Source organism: Mesobacterium hydrothermale (genome assembly GCF_035818635.1).
GTDB lineage: Bacteria > Pseudomonadota > Alphaproteobacteria > Rhodobacterales > Rhodobacteraceae > Mesobacterium_A > Mesobacterium_A hydrothermale.
Genome location: NZ_JAYLLH010000011.1, coordinates 15,526 through 28,587 on the forward strand (window position 1 = coordinate 15,526; position 13,062 = coordinate 28,587).

The 13,062-nt window shown below is 62.3% G+C and carries 16 protein-coding genes; 11 read left to right on the top strand and 5 right to left on the bottom strand.

The window, feature by feature from the left end; genetic code table 11:
• Window positions 1-51 precede the first annotated feature (51 nt).
• The 8 genes from VK792_RS09690 (at window position 52) to VK792_RS09725 (ending at window position 7,367) form a co-directional block, all read left to right on the top strand.
• Window positions 52-1,665 carry a cytochrome ubiquinol oxidase subunit I gene (locus VK792_RS09690; RefSeq protein ID WP_326297273.1) on the top strand — a complete coding sequence of 538 codons (1,614 nt, stop codon included), beginning with the start codon at window positions 52-54 and terminating at the stop codon, window positions 1,663-1,665.
• A gap of 5 nt (window positions 1,666-1,670) precedes the next feature.
• Window positions 1,671-2,831 (top strand): cytochrome d ubiquinol oxidase subunit II, encoded by a 1,161-nt coding sequence (cydB, locus tag VK792_RS09695; RefSeq protein WP_326297274.1) that lies wholly within the window; start codon window positions 1,671-1,673, stop codon window positions 2,829-2,831.
• Window positions 2,832-2,846: 15 nt separating this feature from the next.
• Complete coding sequence (gene cydX, locus VK792_RS09700; RefSeq protein ID WP_326297275.1) at window positions 2,847-3,002, top strand: cytochrome bd-I oxidase subunit CydX; 156 nt, start codon at window positions 2,847-2,849, stop codon at window positions 3,000-3,002.
• A 207-nt stretch (window positions 3,003-3,209) separates the two neighbouring features.
• Window positions 3,210-3,647 carry a DsrE family protein gene (locus VK792_RS09705; protein ID WP_326297276.1) on the top strand — a complete coding sequence of 146 codons (438 nt, stop codon included), beginning with the start codon at window positions 3,210-3,212 and terminating at the stop codon, window positions 3,645-3,647.
• 94 nt (window positions 3,648-3,741) lie between these two features.
• The gene (locus tag VK792_RS09710) at window positions 3,742-4,380 is read left to right on the top strand and encodes a CerR family C-terminal domain-containing protein (RefSeq protein ID WP_326297277.1); all 639 of its coding nucleotides are present in this window, start codon (window positions 3,742-3,744) and stop codon (window positions 4,378-4,380) included.
• Window positions 4,377-5,330, top strand: coding sequence for an HlyD family secretion protein (locus VK792_RS09715; RefSeq protein ID WP_326297278.1), 954 nt, complete (start codon window positions 4,377-4,379; stop codon window positions 5,328-5,330). Before VK792_RS09710 ends, VK792_RS09715 begins: the two co-directional genes overlap by 4 nt.
• Window positions 5,323-6,246, top strand: a complete 924-nt coding sequence (locus tag VK792_RS09720) for an ABC transporter ATP-binding protein (protein WP_326297279.1) — start codon at window positions 5,323-5,325, stop codon at window positions 6,244-6,246. The genes VK792_RS09715 and VK792_RS09720 overlap by 8 nt, the downstream gene beginning before the upstream one ends.
• Window positions 6,243-7,367, top strand: coding sequence for an ABC transporter permease (locus VK792_RS09725; RefSeq protein WP_326297280.1), 1,125 nt, complete (start codon window positions 6,243-6,245; stop codon window positions 7,365-7,367). Before VK792_RS09720 ends, VK792_RS09725 begins: the two co-directional genes overlap by 4 nt.
• Before the next feature lie 115 nt (window positions 7,368-7,482).
• Here VK792_RS09725 and fliP read toward each other — a convergent pair whose 3' ends face one another.
• From fliP to fliF, 4 genes are read right to left on the bottom strand one after another with little or no spacing between them, the layout of a single operon-like run.
• Window positions 7,483-8,190, bottom strand: a complete 708-nt coding sequence (fliP, locus tag VK792_RS09730) for a flagellar type III secretion system pore protein FliP (protein ID WP_326297281.1) — start codon at window positions 8,188-8,190, stop codon at window positions 7,483-7,485.
• Complete coding sequence (locus VK792_RS09735) at window positions 8,187-8,471, bottom strand: FliM/FliN family flagellar motor switch protein (protein ID WP_326297282.1); 285 nt, start codon at window positions 8,469-8,471, stop codon at window positions 8,187-8,189. The genes fliP and VK792_RS09735 overlap by 4 nt, the downstream gene beginning before the upstream one ends.
• Window positions 8,464-9,063, bottom strand: coding sequence for a FliH/SctL family protein (locus VK792_RS09740; protein ID WP_326297283.1), 600 nt, complete (start codon window positions 9,061-9,063; stop codon window positions 8,464-8,466). Before VK792_RS09740 ends, VK792_RS09735 begins: the two co-directional genes overlap by 8 nt.
• Window positions 9,060-10,673 (bottom strand): flagellar basal-body MS-ring/collar protein FliF, encoded by a 1,614-nt coding sequence (gene fliF / locus VK792_RS09745; protein WP_326297284.1) that lies wholly within the window; start codon window positions 10,671-10,673, stop codon window positions 9,060-9,062. The genes VK792_RS09740 and fliF overlap by 4 nt, the downstream gene beginning before the upstream one ends.
• A gap of 116 nt (window positions 10,674-10,789) precedes the next feature.
• Here fliF and VK792_RS09750 point away from each other — a divergent pair, with 116 nt between their 5' ends.
• Genes VK792_RS09750 through VK792_RS09760 form a run of 3 tightly spaced genes read left to right on the top strand, consistent with a single transcriptional unit; the run spans window position 10,790 to window position 12,265 of the window.
• Entirely contained in the window at window positions 10,790-11,290 is a 501-nt protein-coding gene (locus VK792_RS09750; protein ID WP_326297285.1) for a flagellar basal body-associated FliL family protein, read from the top strand.
• 8 nt (window positions 11,291-11,298) lie between these two features.
• The gene (locus VK792_RS09755; protein WP_326297286.1) at window positions 11,299-11,658 is read left to right on the top strand and encodes a hypothetical protein; all 360 of its coding nucleotides are present in this window, start codon (window positions 11,299-11,301) and stop codon (window positions 11,656-11,658) included.
• Window position 11,659: 1 nt separating this feature from the next.
• Window positions 11,660-12,265, top strand: a complete 606-nt coding sequence (locus tag VK792_RS09760; protein ID WP_326297287.1) for a MotE family protein — start codon at window positions 11,660-11,662, stop codon at window positions 12,263-12,265.
• A gap of 36 nt (window positions 12,266-12,301) precedes the next feature.
• Here VK792_RS09760 and mscL read toward each other — a convergent pair whose 3' ends face one another.
• A complete protein-coding gene (gene mscL, locus VK792_RS09765) occupies window positions 12,302-12,730 on the bottom strand; it encodes a large conductance mechanosensitive channel protein MscL (protein WP_326297288.1) in 429 nt (142 codons plus the stop codon).
• Between the last annotated feature and the right edge of the window lie 332 nt (window positions 12,731-13,062).

The following is a 13,062-nucleotide window of genomic DNA, read 5'->3' on the forward strand; positions in this document are numbered from 1 at the left end:
AATATGAATCGGCGATATGCCTAATATCGCCGCAAACCGAGGAGAATGCACATGGAGCTCGGACTTATCGAGTTGTCGCGTCTGCAGTTTGCGATGACCGCCATGTATCACTTCCTCTTCGTGCCGCTGACGCTTGGTCTGTCGATCATCGTTGCGATCATGGAGACGGTCTATGTGATGACGAACCGCCCGATCTGGCGCCAGATGACCAAGTTCTGGGCCTCGCTGTTCGGAATCAACTTTGTTCTTGGCGTTGCAACCGGCATCACCATGGAATTCCAGTTCGGCATGAACTGGAGCTACTACAGCCACTATGTCGGTGACATCTTTGGCGCGCCGCTGGCGGTCGAGGGTCTGATGGCCTTCTTCCTCGAAGCGACCTTCGTCGGCCTGATGTTCTTTGGCTGGGACAAGATGTCCAAGCCGGCACACGCGGTTGTCACCTGGCTTGTGGCCATCGGGTCGAACTTCTCGGCTTTGTGGATCCTGATCGCCAACGGCTGGATGCAGAACCCGGTTGGCGCAGAATTCAACCCCGACACCATGCGGATGGAAATGACGTCGTTCTTCGACGTGGTCTTCAACGAAGTCGCCCAGGCGAAATTCGTGCACACCGTGTCGGCCGGTTACGTGACCGCGTCGGTCTTCGTTCTGGGCGTTTCGGCGCTGTACCTGCTGCAAGGTCGTCACATGGACCTGGCCCGTCGGTCGATCTCGGTCGCGGCGGCCTTCGGTCTGGCCTCGGCCCTGTCGGTTGTCGTTCTTGGCGATGAATCCGGCTATTCGGCAAGCCACACCCAGAAGATGAAACTGGCCGCGATCGAAGCAATGTGGGAAACTCACGACGCGCCCGCGCCGTTCACGCTGGTCGGTATTCCGGACAAGGAAGCCCGTGAAACCCATTACGCGGTGGAAATTCCGTGGGTGATGGGCCTGATCGGCACCCGTTCGCTGACCCATGACATTCCGGGCATCAACGATCTGGTGAAAGAAGCAGAGCACAAGATCCAGCGTGGTCTGGTGGCTTATGACGCCCTGATGACCATCCGCGAACAGCGCGACAACACCCCGGCAGAGGTGCGCGCCGCTTTCGAGGAAAACTCGGACGACCTGGGCTTTGCCTTCCTGCTGAAGAAATACGTCGAGGATCCGCGTACCGCTACGCCGGAACAGATCCAGATGGCTGCCAATGACACCATTCCCGGCGTCGGTCCGTTGTTCTGGGCCTTCCGTCTGATGGTTGCGCTGGGCTTCAGCTTCATCGCGGTCATGGTGTTCTTCTTCATCCGGGCCAACTTCTTCCAGATGCAGTTCCCGCGCTGGTCGCTTTATGCCGCCGTCGCCATCATCCCGACGCCGTGGCTCGCTGCAGAGCTGGGCTGGTTCGTCGCCGAATTCGGGCGTCAGCCGTGGACCGTGGACGGCGTTCTGCCGACCGCCCTGTCGGCCTCGCACCTGTCGGTGGGCGACCTGCTGATCACCCTGGCCGGGTTCGTCACCTTCTATTCCATCCTGTTCATCATCGAGATGAGCCTGATGGTGAAATACATCAAGAAGGGCCCGTACATGGACGTTCCGGAAACCGCGACCTGGCAGGAGCGCCATGAGCACCGCCTGCGCACCCATGATGGCCAGGGCCCGTTCGCGCCCACGCCTGCGGAGTAAATCACATGATCCTTCATGACCTTTTCACCTTCGAATTCCTGCGCGTGGTCTGGTGGGCCCTGCTTGGGGTCCTTCTGATCGGCTTTGCCCTGACCGACGGGTTCGACATGGGTGTCGGTGCGCTGCTGCCCTTCGTCGGCAAGAACGGCATGGAACGCCGCATCACCATCAACACCATCGGCCCGGTCTGGGAAGGCAACCAGGTGTGGTTCATCCTGGGCGGTGGCGCGATCTTCGCCGCCTGGCCGCCGCTCTACGCGGTCAGCTTCTCGGGGTTCTACCTGGCGATGTTCGCGGTGCTGGCTGCCCTGATCCTGCGTCCCGTCGGCTTCAAGTACCGCTCCAAGCGTGACAGCCAGGCATGGCGCAACGGTTGGGACTGGGCACTTTTCGTCGGCGGTGCGGTTCCGGCCCTGCTGTTCGGCGTGGCGGTGGGCAACGTTCTGCTGGGCGTGCCGTTCCACCTGACCCCGGACCTGATGCCGATGTATGACGGCACCTTCTACGGCAAGTTCCTGGGGCTGTTGCGTCCCTTCGCCCTGCTGGCCGGTGTCGTGTCGCTGTCTATGCTGCTTATGCACGGCGCGGCGTGGCTGACGCTCAAGGCGGAAGGCCCGGTGCAGGAACGCGCCCGCAAGATCGGCACCGTTGCCGGGATCGTGGCCGCGGCGTCTTATGCGCTGGCAGGTGTCTGGCTTGCGATCGGGGTCGACGGCTTTGCCATCGTTGGCGAAGTGGTCAAGGACGGCCCGTCGAACCCGCTGTATTCCGAAGTCGCCCGCGGCGGCAGCTGGATCAGCGCCTATGCCGAACGTCCGTGGATCATCATCGCTCCGGTCATGGGCTTTGCCGGGATTGCCATGGCGGTTATGGGGCTGCGCGCCGGTCGCGAAGTGTCCACCCTGTTGTGGTCGAAACTGGCAATCACCGGGATCATCTCTTCGGTTGGCCTGACGATGTTCCCGTTCATCCTGCCGTCGACCGTGGATACGAACAGCTCTTTGACCGTCTGGGACAGCTCGTCCTCGCATCTGACGCTGTTCGTGATGCTGGTTATGGCACTGATCTTCATGCCGATCATCCTCGCTTACACCTCCTGGGTCTACAAGGTCCTGTGGGGCAAGGTGACCGAGGCTGACGTGACCGGCAACCCGACCTCCTACTGAGAAAGGAACCTGAACATGTGGTATTTTGCATGGATCCTTGGTCTTCCTCTGGCCGCCCTTCTGGCTGTTCTGAACGCCATGTGGCTGGAACTGCGCACCGATGCCTGCTTTGCCGGTGAAGGCGAATGCCCGGTGGGTGAGCACCACAACAAGGACCATTTCCACGGCTGATGCGTGGACATGAACGCCGCAGCCTGACCCATCGTCCCGGGCCGCGCTGCACATAGGGACCGGGGCGGTCTTGCAGGACCGCCCCGACGCCCCACGGAAATTGCCCGATAGTCTCTCTCTCCCATCTGCCCGGCGCACGGGCAACGGAACCGCCGCAAGGTGGAACCGTACGCGCCGCGGCAACCCTAATCCGACAGAGGTAACCATATGAAACGCACCCTGACCGCCGCGCTGATCGCAGCCGCTGCTTTCGCCGCTCCGGCCAAGGCCGAAAACGCCGAGAAGCTTGTGACCGTGGTGACTGCACCCGAGGCGCAGACCCAGCTGATGGCCATGGTCCTGACGTTCCAGGCCGCCAAGCAAGGCGTAACCCCGCACATCCTGCTGTGCGGTCCGGCAGCGGACATCGCCCTGAAGGACGCGCCGGAAAGCGCGACCGCAGGCCAGCCGCCCAAGAACATGAGCCCCCAGGGCCTGATGAAGATGATCATGGCAGAGCCGGGCGCCAAGGTCGAAGTCTGCGCCATCTACCTGCCGGGCAAGGGTGCGGATGCATCCGTGCTGATCGACGGTGTGGGTGTGGCCAACCCCGGCGCCATGGCCGGCGCCATCGTCGCCGAAAATACCCGCGTGATGAGCTATTGATCCACGCGTGAACCCGCCGCAGTCCGGTGTTCGGACTGCGGTTTTTCTTTTTCCCTTGAATAGATCAAACGTTTGATTTAATTCCGAACGCAAGATGGACGCCGCAGAGACCCACCCGACGCGGGCGGCCCTTGTGCAAGCAGCGCTAGAGCTGTTTGGCCAGCAGGGGTTCGATGCAACATCGACCCGCCAGCTTGCTGAGCGGGCCGGGGTCAATGTCGCGGCGATCTCTTATCACTTCGGTGGCAAGGCCGGGTTGCGCAGCGCGTGCGCGCAGGCTGTCGTCAGCAGGATTTCGCAGGCGTTCGGCGCCGCCATGGACAGCGACATGCCGCAATCACCCGCCGCGGCCGCCGACCAGATCGAGGCCGTGTTGCGCCGTCTTGTGTCGCTTCTGGTGGCCGCGCCGGATACGCAGGGCATGGTCGCTTTTGTCCTGCGCGAACTGAGCCATCCCGGCGAAGTGACCGATACCATCTATTCGCAGGTCTTTGCCCCGCGCCATGCGCATTTGTGCCGCTTGTGGGCGATTGCCACCGGGCAGCCGCCTGAGGCCGAGGCGACCCGCCTGACGGTGTTTTCGATCATCGGGCAGGTCCTGTATTTCCGCATCGCCCAGCCTATCGTCGAACGCCGGATGGATTGGGCCGGCATTGGACAAGAGCAAGCCGGACAGATTGCCGATGTCGTTGTCAGAAACCTTCGCGCCACACTGGAAAGGCACCAGATATGAGCCTTCTTTGCAGTTTGCCTTTTGCCGCCGCGCTGTTTGCCGGTTGCGCGCCACCCTCACCGCTGGCGACAGGGTATGTCGAGGGCGAGTATGTGCTTGTTGCCCCTGTCGAGGTTGCGCAGGTCGAACAGATCGCGGTGGCGCGTGGCGACAAGGTGGCTGCGGGGGATCTGCTGGTGTCGATGGACAGCCGCGACGCCGAAATCGCCGTGGCTGAAGCGACCGCCAACCTGGCCCAGGCGCAAAGCCAGTTGGCTGATCTTCTGGAAGGCGCCCGCCCCGAGGAAATCGCAGTGATCGAGGCCAATCTGGCGTCGGCCAAGCTGCAGGCGGATGAGGCGGAACGCGAACGTGATCGGGTCAGGCAACTGTACGAAAAAGGCGTGGCGACGATTGCGCAACGCGACAATGCGGTGACGGCAGCGGATGTGGCAGAGGCTCGGGTCACGCAGATCTCGGCGGAGTTGGCCGTGGCAAGACTGCCTGCGCGCCCGCAGGCCATCGACCGCGCCAAGGCGGCGGTCGATGCGGCCGAAGCCGCGCGGAACAAGGCAGAGTGGCGGCTGGATCAACGCAAACTGACGCTGTCCGAGCCGGTGACCGTTGTCGATGTGATCCGGCAGGTGGGTGAACTGGCGGGACCATCCGCGCCCGTGCTGTCGGTGTTGCCCGACGGCGCGGTGAAGCTGCGGCTGTATGTGCCGGAAACGGCCTTTGAATCGCTGAAGATCGGTGCCTTGCTGAAGGTCAGTTGCGATGGCTGCGCGCCGGATCTGACCGCGAAGATCAGCTATATCTCGGATGAACCGGAATTCACGCCGCCCGTGATCTACTCTCTCGAGAACCGGCAGAAGCTGGTCTACCTGATCGAGGCGCGCCCGTCCGATGGCAAGCGGCTGAAACCCGGGCAGATCGTCGACGTGTCCTATGCGGGGGGGCAGGGTGGCTGAACCGGCGATCACAGTCACCGGCCTGACCAAGCGGTTCGGAGACCGGACCGTGGCAGATGGTGTGACCCTGTCGGTCAGGAAAGGCGAGATCATGGGATTCCTTGGCCCCAACGGGTCGGGCAAGACCACGACGATCCGCATGATGTGCGGCCTGCTGGAACCGGACGAAGGCGAAGGTCGCGTTCTGGGTTTTGATATCCGCAAGGATCGCGGTGCGATCAAGCGAAGGGTTGGCTACATGACCCAGCGGTTTTCGTTCTACGAAGACCTAACGATCCGCGAAAACCTGTGCTTTGTGGCCGGGCTTTATGGCATGCGTCGGCCCGGCAAGGCGGTGCGGGACACGCTGGCCGACCTTGGGCTCAGTTCGCGGCAGAACCAGTTGGCGGGATCGCTTTCGGGGGGCTGGAAGCAGCGCCTGGCGCTGGCGGCCTGTGTCATGCACAAGCCCGACCTGCTGTTGCTGGATGAACCGACTGCGGGCGTCGATCCCAAGGCGCGGCGCGAATTCTGGGACGAGATCCACCGGCTGGCGCAGGGCGGCATGACGGTTCTGGTCTCCACGCATTACATGGACGAGGCCGAACGGTGCCATCGCATCGCATACATCTCTTACGGTCACCTGATCGCCACAGGCACCGTAGCCGAAGTGGTCAGGAACGCAGGCCTGACCACCATGGTGGTCTTCGGTGCGGACACGGCAGAAGCCGCAAAACGTCTGAAAGGCGCACCAGGCGTCGATCAGATTGCGCCATTCGGGGCCACGCTGCACGTGGTCGGGCACGACGCCAAAGCCTTGAAGGAAACGGTCGTGCGCGTGGCGCAAGACACCGGCACCCAAGCAGCCCCGGCAGAGACCAGCCTTGAAGATGTGTTCATCCAGTTGATGGGCCGCGCAGAGGACAACATGGCATGAGCCGCTTTTTCTCTCTGACCCGTCTTTGGGCGCTGTTGGTCAAGGAAACCATCCAGATGCGGCGCGACAGGATCACCTTTGGGATGATGCTGGGGGTGCCACTGCTACAGTTGATGCTGTTTGGTTTTGCCATCAATCTCGATCCCAAAGAACTGCCCGCCGCATTGGTTGCCCCGACCCAGGACAGGTTCACCCGCGCCATGGTGTCGGCGTTGGAGTTGACCGGGTACTATCGTTTCATTGCGCCCGATGCGACTGCGGCGGAGGCCGAGGAAATGATCGCGCGCGGCGACGTGTCCTTTGTTGTCACAGTCCCGTCGGATTTCGGGCGCCGGATCGAGCGTAACGACACGGCCACGATCCTGATCGACGCCGATGCCACGGATCCGGCGGTGGCCTCCGGCGCGATCTCGACCCTCAGTACCGTGGCCGCGAGCGCGCTGCGGCGCGAAGCCGGGACAGAGACAAGCGCGCAGCAGCCGGTATCGATCATTGTGCACAAACGCTATAACCCCGAGGGCATCACCCAATACAACATCGTGCCAGGCCTTCTGGGGGTTATCCTGCAACTGACCATGGTGATGATGACCGCCATGGCCCTGACCCGCGAAACCGAGCGCGGGACGATGGAAAACCTGCTGTCGATGCCCGCGACCCCGCTGGAGATCATGCTGGGCAAGGTCGTTCCCTACCTTGGTGTCGGCGCGGTGCAGGTGGCGGTTGTGCTGGTGTCCGCCCGTGTGGTGTTCGACGTTCCCTTTGTCGGAGCGGTTTCGCTGGTGCTGGCGGGGGTGTTTGTCTTTGTTCTGGCGCTGGTAATCCTTGGCTACCTGATCTCGACGCTATCGCGCACACAGATGCAGGCGATGCAGATCACGTTTTTCTTTTTCCTTCCGTCGCTGCTGCTTTCGGGGTTCATGTTCCCGTTCCGCGGAATGCCGATCTGGGCGCAATACCTGGGCGAGGTTTTCCCGCTGACACATTTCCTGCGCCTGATCCGCGCGGTTATGCTGAAAGGGGCCGGGCCTGATACAGTGGCTGGGCCGTTCCTTGCGCTTATGGCGTTTGCCATGGTGCTGGCAGGGATTGCGCTCTTGCGGTTTCGGCGAACACTGGACTGAGCGGTGTCGGATCGCATGCGGCGATCCGATCAGGGCGCGCTGATGCGCGCCACGGGCATACCCCCAAGGTATTTGAACAGTAAAAGAGGCAGAAGGCCGTGCTGCGCCAGGGTGGTCAGAAGTAACTTCGGATCATACTGCCTGTGATCAGCGCCCAACCATCGGCGACGACGAAGAATGCCAGTTTGAAGGGAAGCGACACGACGGCCGGCGGTACCATCATCATGCCCATCGACATCAGGATTGCGGCGACGACGAGGTCGATGATCAGGAAGGGCAGGAAGATCAGGAACCCGACCTGGAAGGCGCGGGCGACTTCGGAGAGCATGAAACTGGGGATCAGCACCGAGAGTTGCGGGGTGCCCGTCGTGTTTTCGGGCGGGCGCAGCGCCTCGAGGCTGGCAAGGGTGTCTGGATCGACCCGCGCGGTCATAAACGTGCGAAACGGTTCTGCAGCGCGCTCAAGGCCGACCTCAAGGCTGACCTGCGCGTCGATCATCGGCGCGAAGCCGTCGGTCCAGGCCAGGGTGAACACCGGCTCCATCACGAAATAGGTCACGAACAGGGCCAGCGATACGATCAGCATGTTGGGGGGAGACTGCTGCAACCCGATGGCTTGCCGCAGGATCGACAGGACCGTGACGACGAAGGGAAAGCAGGTCACCATGATGGCAATGCCGGGGGCCAGCGAAAGCAAGGTGATCAATGCGATCAGCTGCAGGCTGGTGCTGGTCAGGCTGCCATCGCCCAGTGACAGGGTCAGTTCCTGCGCGGCGGCAGGTCCAGCGGGCAGGACAAGCAGCAGCAGAAGAAACCGTATCATGCGGGCGGCTGCATTTGCACGACTTCGACAATGCGCACCGCCAAGCGCCCGGGCCCGTCGTCCTCGACCACTTCAAGCGTCCCGATGCCAATCAGCCGGTCGCCAACGTAGAGCTCTACAGGGTCATCAATCTGCCGGTCCAATGTCAGAACGCTGTCCTTGTCCAGTTGCAGCAGGTCCCGCACCAAGGGGCGGGCGTGGCCAACCGAGACCGTGATTTCTATGGGCACCTCTGTCAGAGGGTTTGGGCGGGCGCGTGTCGCGGGCATCGCATCATCCATGTTTCAACGCCTTTTCGTTTTCGTAGAGGAAGCTTTCGACCAGCGCGGAGATCCCTTCGAGCACCTCGCCCAGGTCAATGCGGCTTTCGGTGTCGCCGAACCGGATGTCGGCCTGCCCGGCGCCCAGCATCGGATCGCTTTGCAGGCGGACCGGCAGGCTGGTCACCTGATCCAGCATCGGTGCGACGGTGTCATGATCGGCGGGGGACACGGCGATGATTACGTCGGGTTTGTCCAACCCGTCCAGGACAGTGCGCAGCCGGTCCGCAAGGTGCAGTGCCAGCACGTCGCGCCCCAGGGCAGGCAGAAGGGTTTCGACCATCTGGCGCAACATCGGTGCCGTTGCATTGACCACGTGATTGACCGCTTCGTGATAGGTGAATGACAGGTCCTGAAGGTTCTGAGCCAGATCGCTGGACACACGGTGAAAATCGCCACGCTGGGCCTTGACCGCATCATCCCAGCCAGCCTTGTAGCCCTCTTCGAAGGACGCGAGCTTCAGCACTTCGAGCGCTTCTACATCCATTCTGGGGTCCTGCCGTTCCAAGGTGCTGCTGCCAAAATTCGGCAGCAGGTCTGCAAGTGCCGTCATCGCGCCTCTTCCTTTTCGTCAAGCCAGGTGCGCAGCACTTCGACGGTTTCCTCTTTGCGGGCCTCGATCAGCCCGCGCAGTCTTTCGATCGGGTCGCTGTCCAGAACGCTGTCGCCGCCGAATTCTTTGTCGAAACTGGACGGCGCGGCCATCATCATGGGGAGGTCGCCGCTTTCATCGTCCAGTCCTGCCTCGAACGGGGCGGTGGGGAGCGCAGGGGCGGGGTCAGACGGCGAAGCGCTGGCCGCATCCAGTTGTAGCGGGGCGGGGGCGTTGCGTGATGCCAGGATCGGGCGCAGAACGAAAAGCCCGATCAATAGTGCTACCAGCCCAAGTACGGCCATCTGTGCCAGCGCCATCAAGTCGAAGGCGCGAGCGTACCACGGCTCCGCCACCCCGGCGGTACCGCTGGCGAGGGTCTGTTCAAAAGCCATGCTGCGGATCGTGATTTCGTCACCCCGGTCCTTGTCAAAGCCGACTGCGGCGGCCACCAATTCCCGCAAGGCGATCAGTTCTGTGTCCGGTAGTGGCGTGAAAACGGTCTGTCCATTGGCATCGGGTGCAATCGTGCCATTGACGAGAACCGCCACGGTCAGGCGTCGGATCGCCCCGGGTGAGCGAGTGATTTCACGCGTGGTTTCAGAGACTTCGTAGTTCACCCGCTCGCGCGTTTCGCTGTCTTGGCTGGTGTTCGGGTCGCCGCCTGCCGCGGCCCCGTCCGGCAGGTTCGAGGCCACAGTGATATTTGCGGCGCCTTCTTCTGATTGGCGGGTGCGCTCTTCTGTGTCGGTGCTGATCGCAACGCGACCGTTGGGGTCGAATCTCCGTTCGAGGATCGATTCGGTTTCGGTCACGGTATCGACGCTGACCTCGACCACGGCGTTGCCACGGCCGACGCGCGCCTCGACCAGGCGCTGGACGCGGTCACGCAGTTGATCGCCCCGGTCCTCGGCGGTGTTGGCGGCTGTTGCGCCATCCTGTGCGGAGACCAGCCGCCCCTTGCTGTCGATGATCGACACCTCTTCTGGCTCCATCTGCGGTACGGCAGAGGCAACGAGATACCGCATCGCACGGGCAAGATCGGGGTCGATGCTGCCGCTTGCACTGGTAAGAAAAACCGAGGCGGTGACCGATACATCGTGCAGGAACGGGTTGGCTGCTGCATTTGCAATGTGCACGCGTGCACCTGTAATTCCGGGGCTGGACAGGATCGTGCGGGCCAGTTCGCCTTCTTTTGCGCGCCAATAGGCGGCGTCAAACATCTGTGCGGTCGTTCCGAAACCGGTCAGCGAATCCAGCAATTCATAGCCCTTTGGCCCGTTCGCCGGCAGGCCCTCGCTGGCAAGGGTCAGGCGCAGGGAATCGCGTTGGGTCGAATCGACAAAAATCGCGCCACTGCGCACTTCGTAGGGAACGTTCCTCTGCTCCAGCGCCCGCACAACGTCGCCCGCGGCGCTTTCTTCCAGCTGGGCGTAAAGCAGCGTCATCCGAGGCTGTGTTGCAATCTGCAATACGAAGTAGAGCGCAAGCGCCGCCGCTGCCATGGCCAAGACAACAATGAAACGCTTGCGCAGGTCCAGTGCAGCCCAGGTGTTCAGAATTTGCGTCACGGGGTCCTCCACATGAAACGGCACGTGTCCGTTGGTCCCGGTTTGGCGCATCAGATTTAACAATCGGTTAGTCCCTGGCTGACATAACGGCAGCGTTGTCAGCGAAAGGCGAAAAGATGGCGGAAGACATCGAAGACAGCGCAAAGGCCCCGCGCAAACGCGGCAAACTGCCCCTGGTGATCGGCGTTGTGCTGGCGCTTGCGGGTGGGGGCGGGGCGTTCTTTGCGGTCTGGTCCGGGATGGTATTGGGCGGGGACCATCCCAACGTCGAGGTGGAACCGCATGCAAAGGGCGAGGTGGCGGACGATCGTGCCGCTGACATGGCGTTTGTGCCGGTATCGCCGCTGATCGTCGCGCTGGGAGACCGCGCGGGCAGCCGTCACTTGCGTTTCGCGGCCAACCTGGAGGTGCCCAGCCGATACGTGCAGGAGGTCACGCATCTGATGCCCCGGATCGTCGATGCGCTGAACAGTTTCCTGCAAGCGGTTGAGGAGCGTGACGTCGCGGACCGCGATTCGCTGCTGCGGTTGCGGGTGCAGATGCTGCACCGGGTCCGGCTGGTGGTCGGCGACGATCGCGTCAGCGACCTGTTGGTGTCCGAATTCGTTCTGAATTGAGGGTCGAGATGGAAATGATTGCTGATATCTTGCTTGTGGCCGGGGCGCTTGGCGCCGGGTTCTACTGTTTTGTGCTGGCCCGACGGCTGGCGCGGTTCACGGATTTGGACAATGGTGTGGGGGCCGCCGTGGCCGTTTTGTCCAAGCAGGTCGATGAATTGGGGCAGGCGTTGCAGACTGCCCAGAAAAGCGCACGGGACAGTGCAGGTTCGCTTCAGGAGTTGACCCAGCAGGCGGAAAGCGTCGCCAACCGATTGGAACTTCTGGTGGCATCGATGCACGATTTGCCGGACCAGTCGCGCGGGGTTGCAGGTCAGGAACGGCAGGCAGACGCCACGTTCCTGCGCCATGCAACGCGGGGGCGATAAGATGGCTGGACGAAAGCGCAAGGTGTCACCTTTGGGGCCGGTCGGGGTGATCGGTGCGCTGCTGATCGGTTCGGCGCTGGTCCGACTGGTGGCGGGAGCCGGACAGGTTCTGGCCTCGGGCAGTCCGGGAATGGCGCTCAACGCTCCGAAACATATTGCCGAGTCGCCGCTGTGCACGACCGATGACGATTTGCAACGCGTGCTCGACGCCCTGCGTGCACGCGAAGACAAAGTTGCCAGAGAAGAGGCGCGGATCACCGCGCGCCTGGCAGAGCTGGCTTCGGCCGAAGCCCATCTGGCCGAAAGGCAGGCCGCCGCCGAAACCGCAGAGGCAAAGCTGGCCGCGACGATGGCGCAGGCTGACCGAGCGTCAGAGGATGACCTGTCGCGGCTAACCACGGTCTATGAGCGTATGAAACCAAAGCCGGCTGCAGCATTGTTCGAATCCATGGCCCCGGAATTCGCGGCGGGGTTTCTGGGCCGCATGTCCCCAGAGGCGGCCGCGGCGATCATGGCGGCGATGCACCCCGAAACGGCCAACGCCATCAGCGTGCTCTTGGCCGGTCGCAACGCCAACGCGGGACGGACGGACCCGATCAGCCAGTAGCCCCCCGCACACCCGAGGTGCGCGGGGGAAGATACGTCAGTCTTTTTTCAGCGCGTCACGGATTTCGATCAGCAGATCGATTTCGGTAGGGCCAGCCGGGGCCGTTTCGGCCGGGGTGTCCTCTTCGCCCTCGGCGGCCTCTTTCACGCGGTTCACGATCTTGACCAGGATGAACACAACTAAGGCGATGATCAGGAAATTGATCACGGCCATGATGAAACTGCCAATGGCAAAGATCGGCGCGCCGGCCTCTTGCGCGGCAGCAAGCGACGCGTATTCGTTGCCGTCTAGAGCATAGAACCATCCCGAAAAGTCGATGCCGCCGGTGAAAAGCGACACGAAGGGGTTGATCAGGTCCCCGACCAAAGAGTTTACGATAGCGGTAAAGGCCGCACCGATGATGATGCCCACCGCCATGTCCATGACGTTGCCCTTGGCAATGAAATTCTTGAATTCCTGGATCATTTCAATCCCCACAGTTTACACGCCGCTCGATGCGGCAAGTGCAAGTTTACATGCAGCCGCGGCAATCGCACAGCGCCAAGCGTATTCAAACGGGAAGCGCGTGGCACTTTTCCCCGCAAGTCCACACGCAGTGTGGTTTCTCGCGGCAATCGTGGTTTCTGAAGTCATCATCTGACGCCGGCCTGACAGGCGAACTGGAGGGCCTTCCTAGTGCGCGTCCGGTGCCAATATCAAAGCCAAGAGCCTGACCATGACACCGGCCCACGTGAGACCCGTCGCCGATCTGCAGCAGGAGGCCGCCAGGGCATGGCTGCGGGTCTCTCCTCTTGACG

Bases quoted from the DNA above. Each gene is read 5' to 3' on its own strand.
- cydX (WP_326297275.1), top strand. From the start codon at position 2,847: ATGTGGTATTTTGCATGGATCCTTGGTCTTCCTCTGGCCGCCCTTCTG.
- VK792_RS09735 (WP_326297282.1), bottom strand. From the start codon at position 8,471: ATGGATGATGCGATGCCCGCGACACGCGCCCGCCCAAACCCTCTGACA.
- fliP (WP_326297281.1), bottom strand. From the start codon at position 8,190: ATGATACGGTTTCTTCTGCTGCTGCTTGTCCTGCCCGCTGGACCTGCC.
- VK792_RS09725 (WP_326297280.1), top strand. From the start codon at position 6,243: ATGAGCCGCTTTTTCTCTCTGACCCGTCTTTGGGCGCTGTTGGTCAAG.
- VK792_RS09755 (WP_326297286.1), top strand. From the start codon at position 11,299: ATGGAAATGATTGCTGATATCTTGCTTGTGGCCGGGGCGCTTGGCGCC.
- VK792_RS09740 (WP_326297283.1), bottom strand. From the start codon at position 9,063: ATGACGGCACTTGCAGACCTGCTGCCGAATTTTGGCAGCAGCACCTTG.
- VK792_RS09750 (WP_326297285.1), top strand. From the start codon at position 10,790: ATGGCGGAAGACATCGAAGACAGCGCAAAGGCCCCGCGCAAACGCGGC.
- VK792_RS09760 (WP_326297287.1), top strand. From the start codon at position 11,660: ATGGCTGGACGAAAGCGCAAGGTGTCACCTTTGGGGCCGGTCGGGGTG.
- VK792_RS09715 (WP_326297278.1), top strand. From the start codon at position 4,377: ATGAGCCTTCTTTGCAGTTTGCCTTTTGCCGCCGCGCTGTTTGCCGGT.
- mscL (WP_326297288.1), bottom strand. From the start codon at position 12,730: ATGATCCAGGAATTCAAGAATTTCATTGCCAAGGGCAACGTCATGGAC.
- cydB (WP_326297274.1), top strand. From the start codon at position 1,671: ATGATCCTTCATGACCTTTTCACCTTCGAATTCCTGCGCGTGGTCTGG.
- VK792_RS09710 (WP_326297277.1), top strand. From the start codon at position 3,742: ATGGACGCCGCAGAGACCCACCCGACGCGGGCGGCCCTTGTGCAAGCA.
- VK792_RS09705 (WP_326297276.1), top strand. From the start codon at position 3,210: ATGAAACGCACCCTGACCGCCGCGCTGATCGCAGCCGCTGCTTTCGCC.
- VK792_RS09690 (WP_326297273.1), top strand. From the start codon at position 52: ATGGAGCTCGGACTTATCGAGTTGTCGCGTCTGCAGTTTGCGATGACC.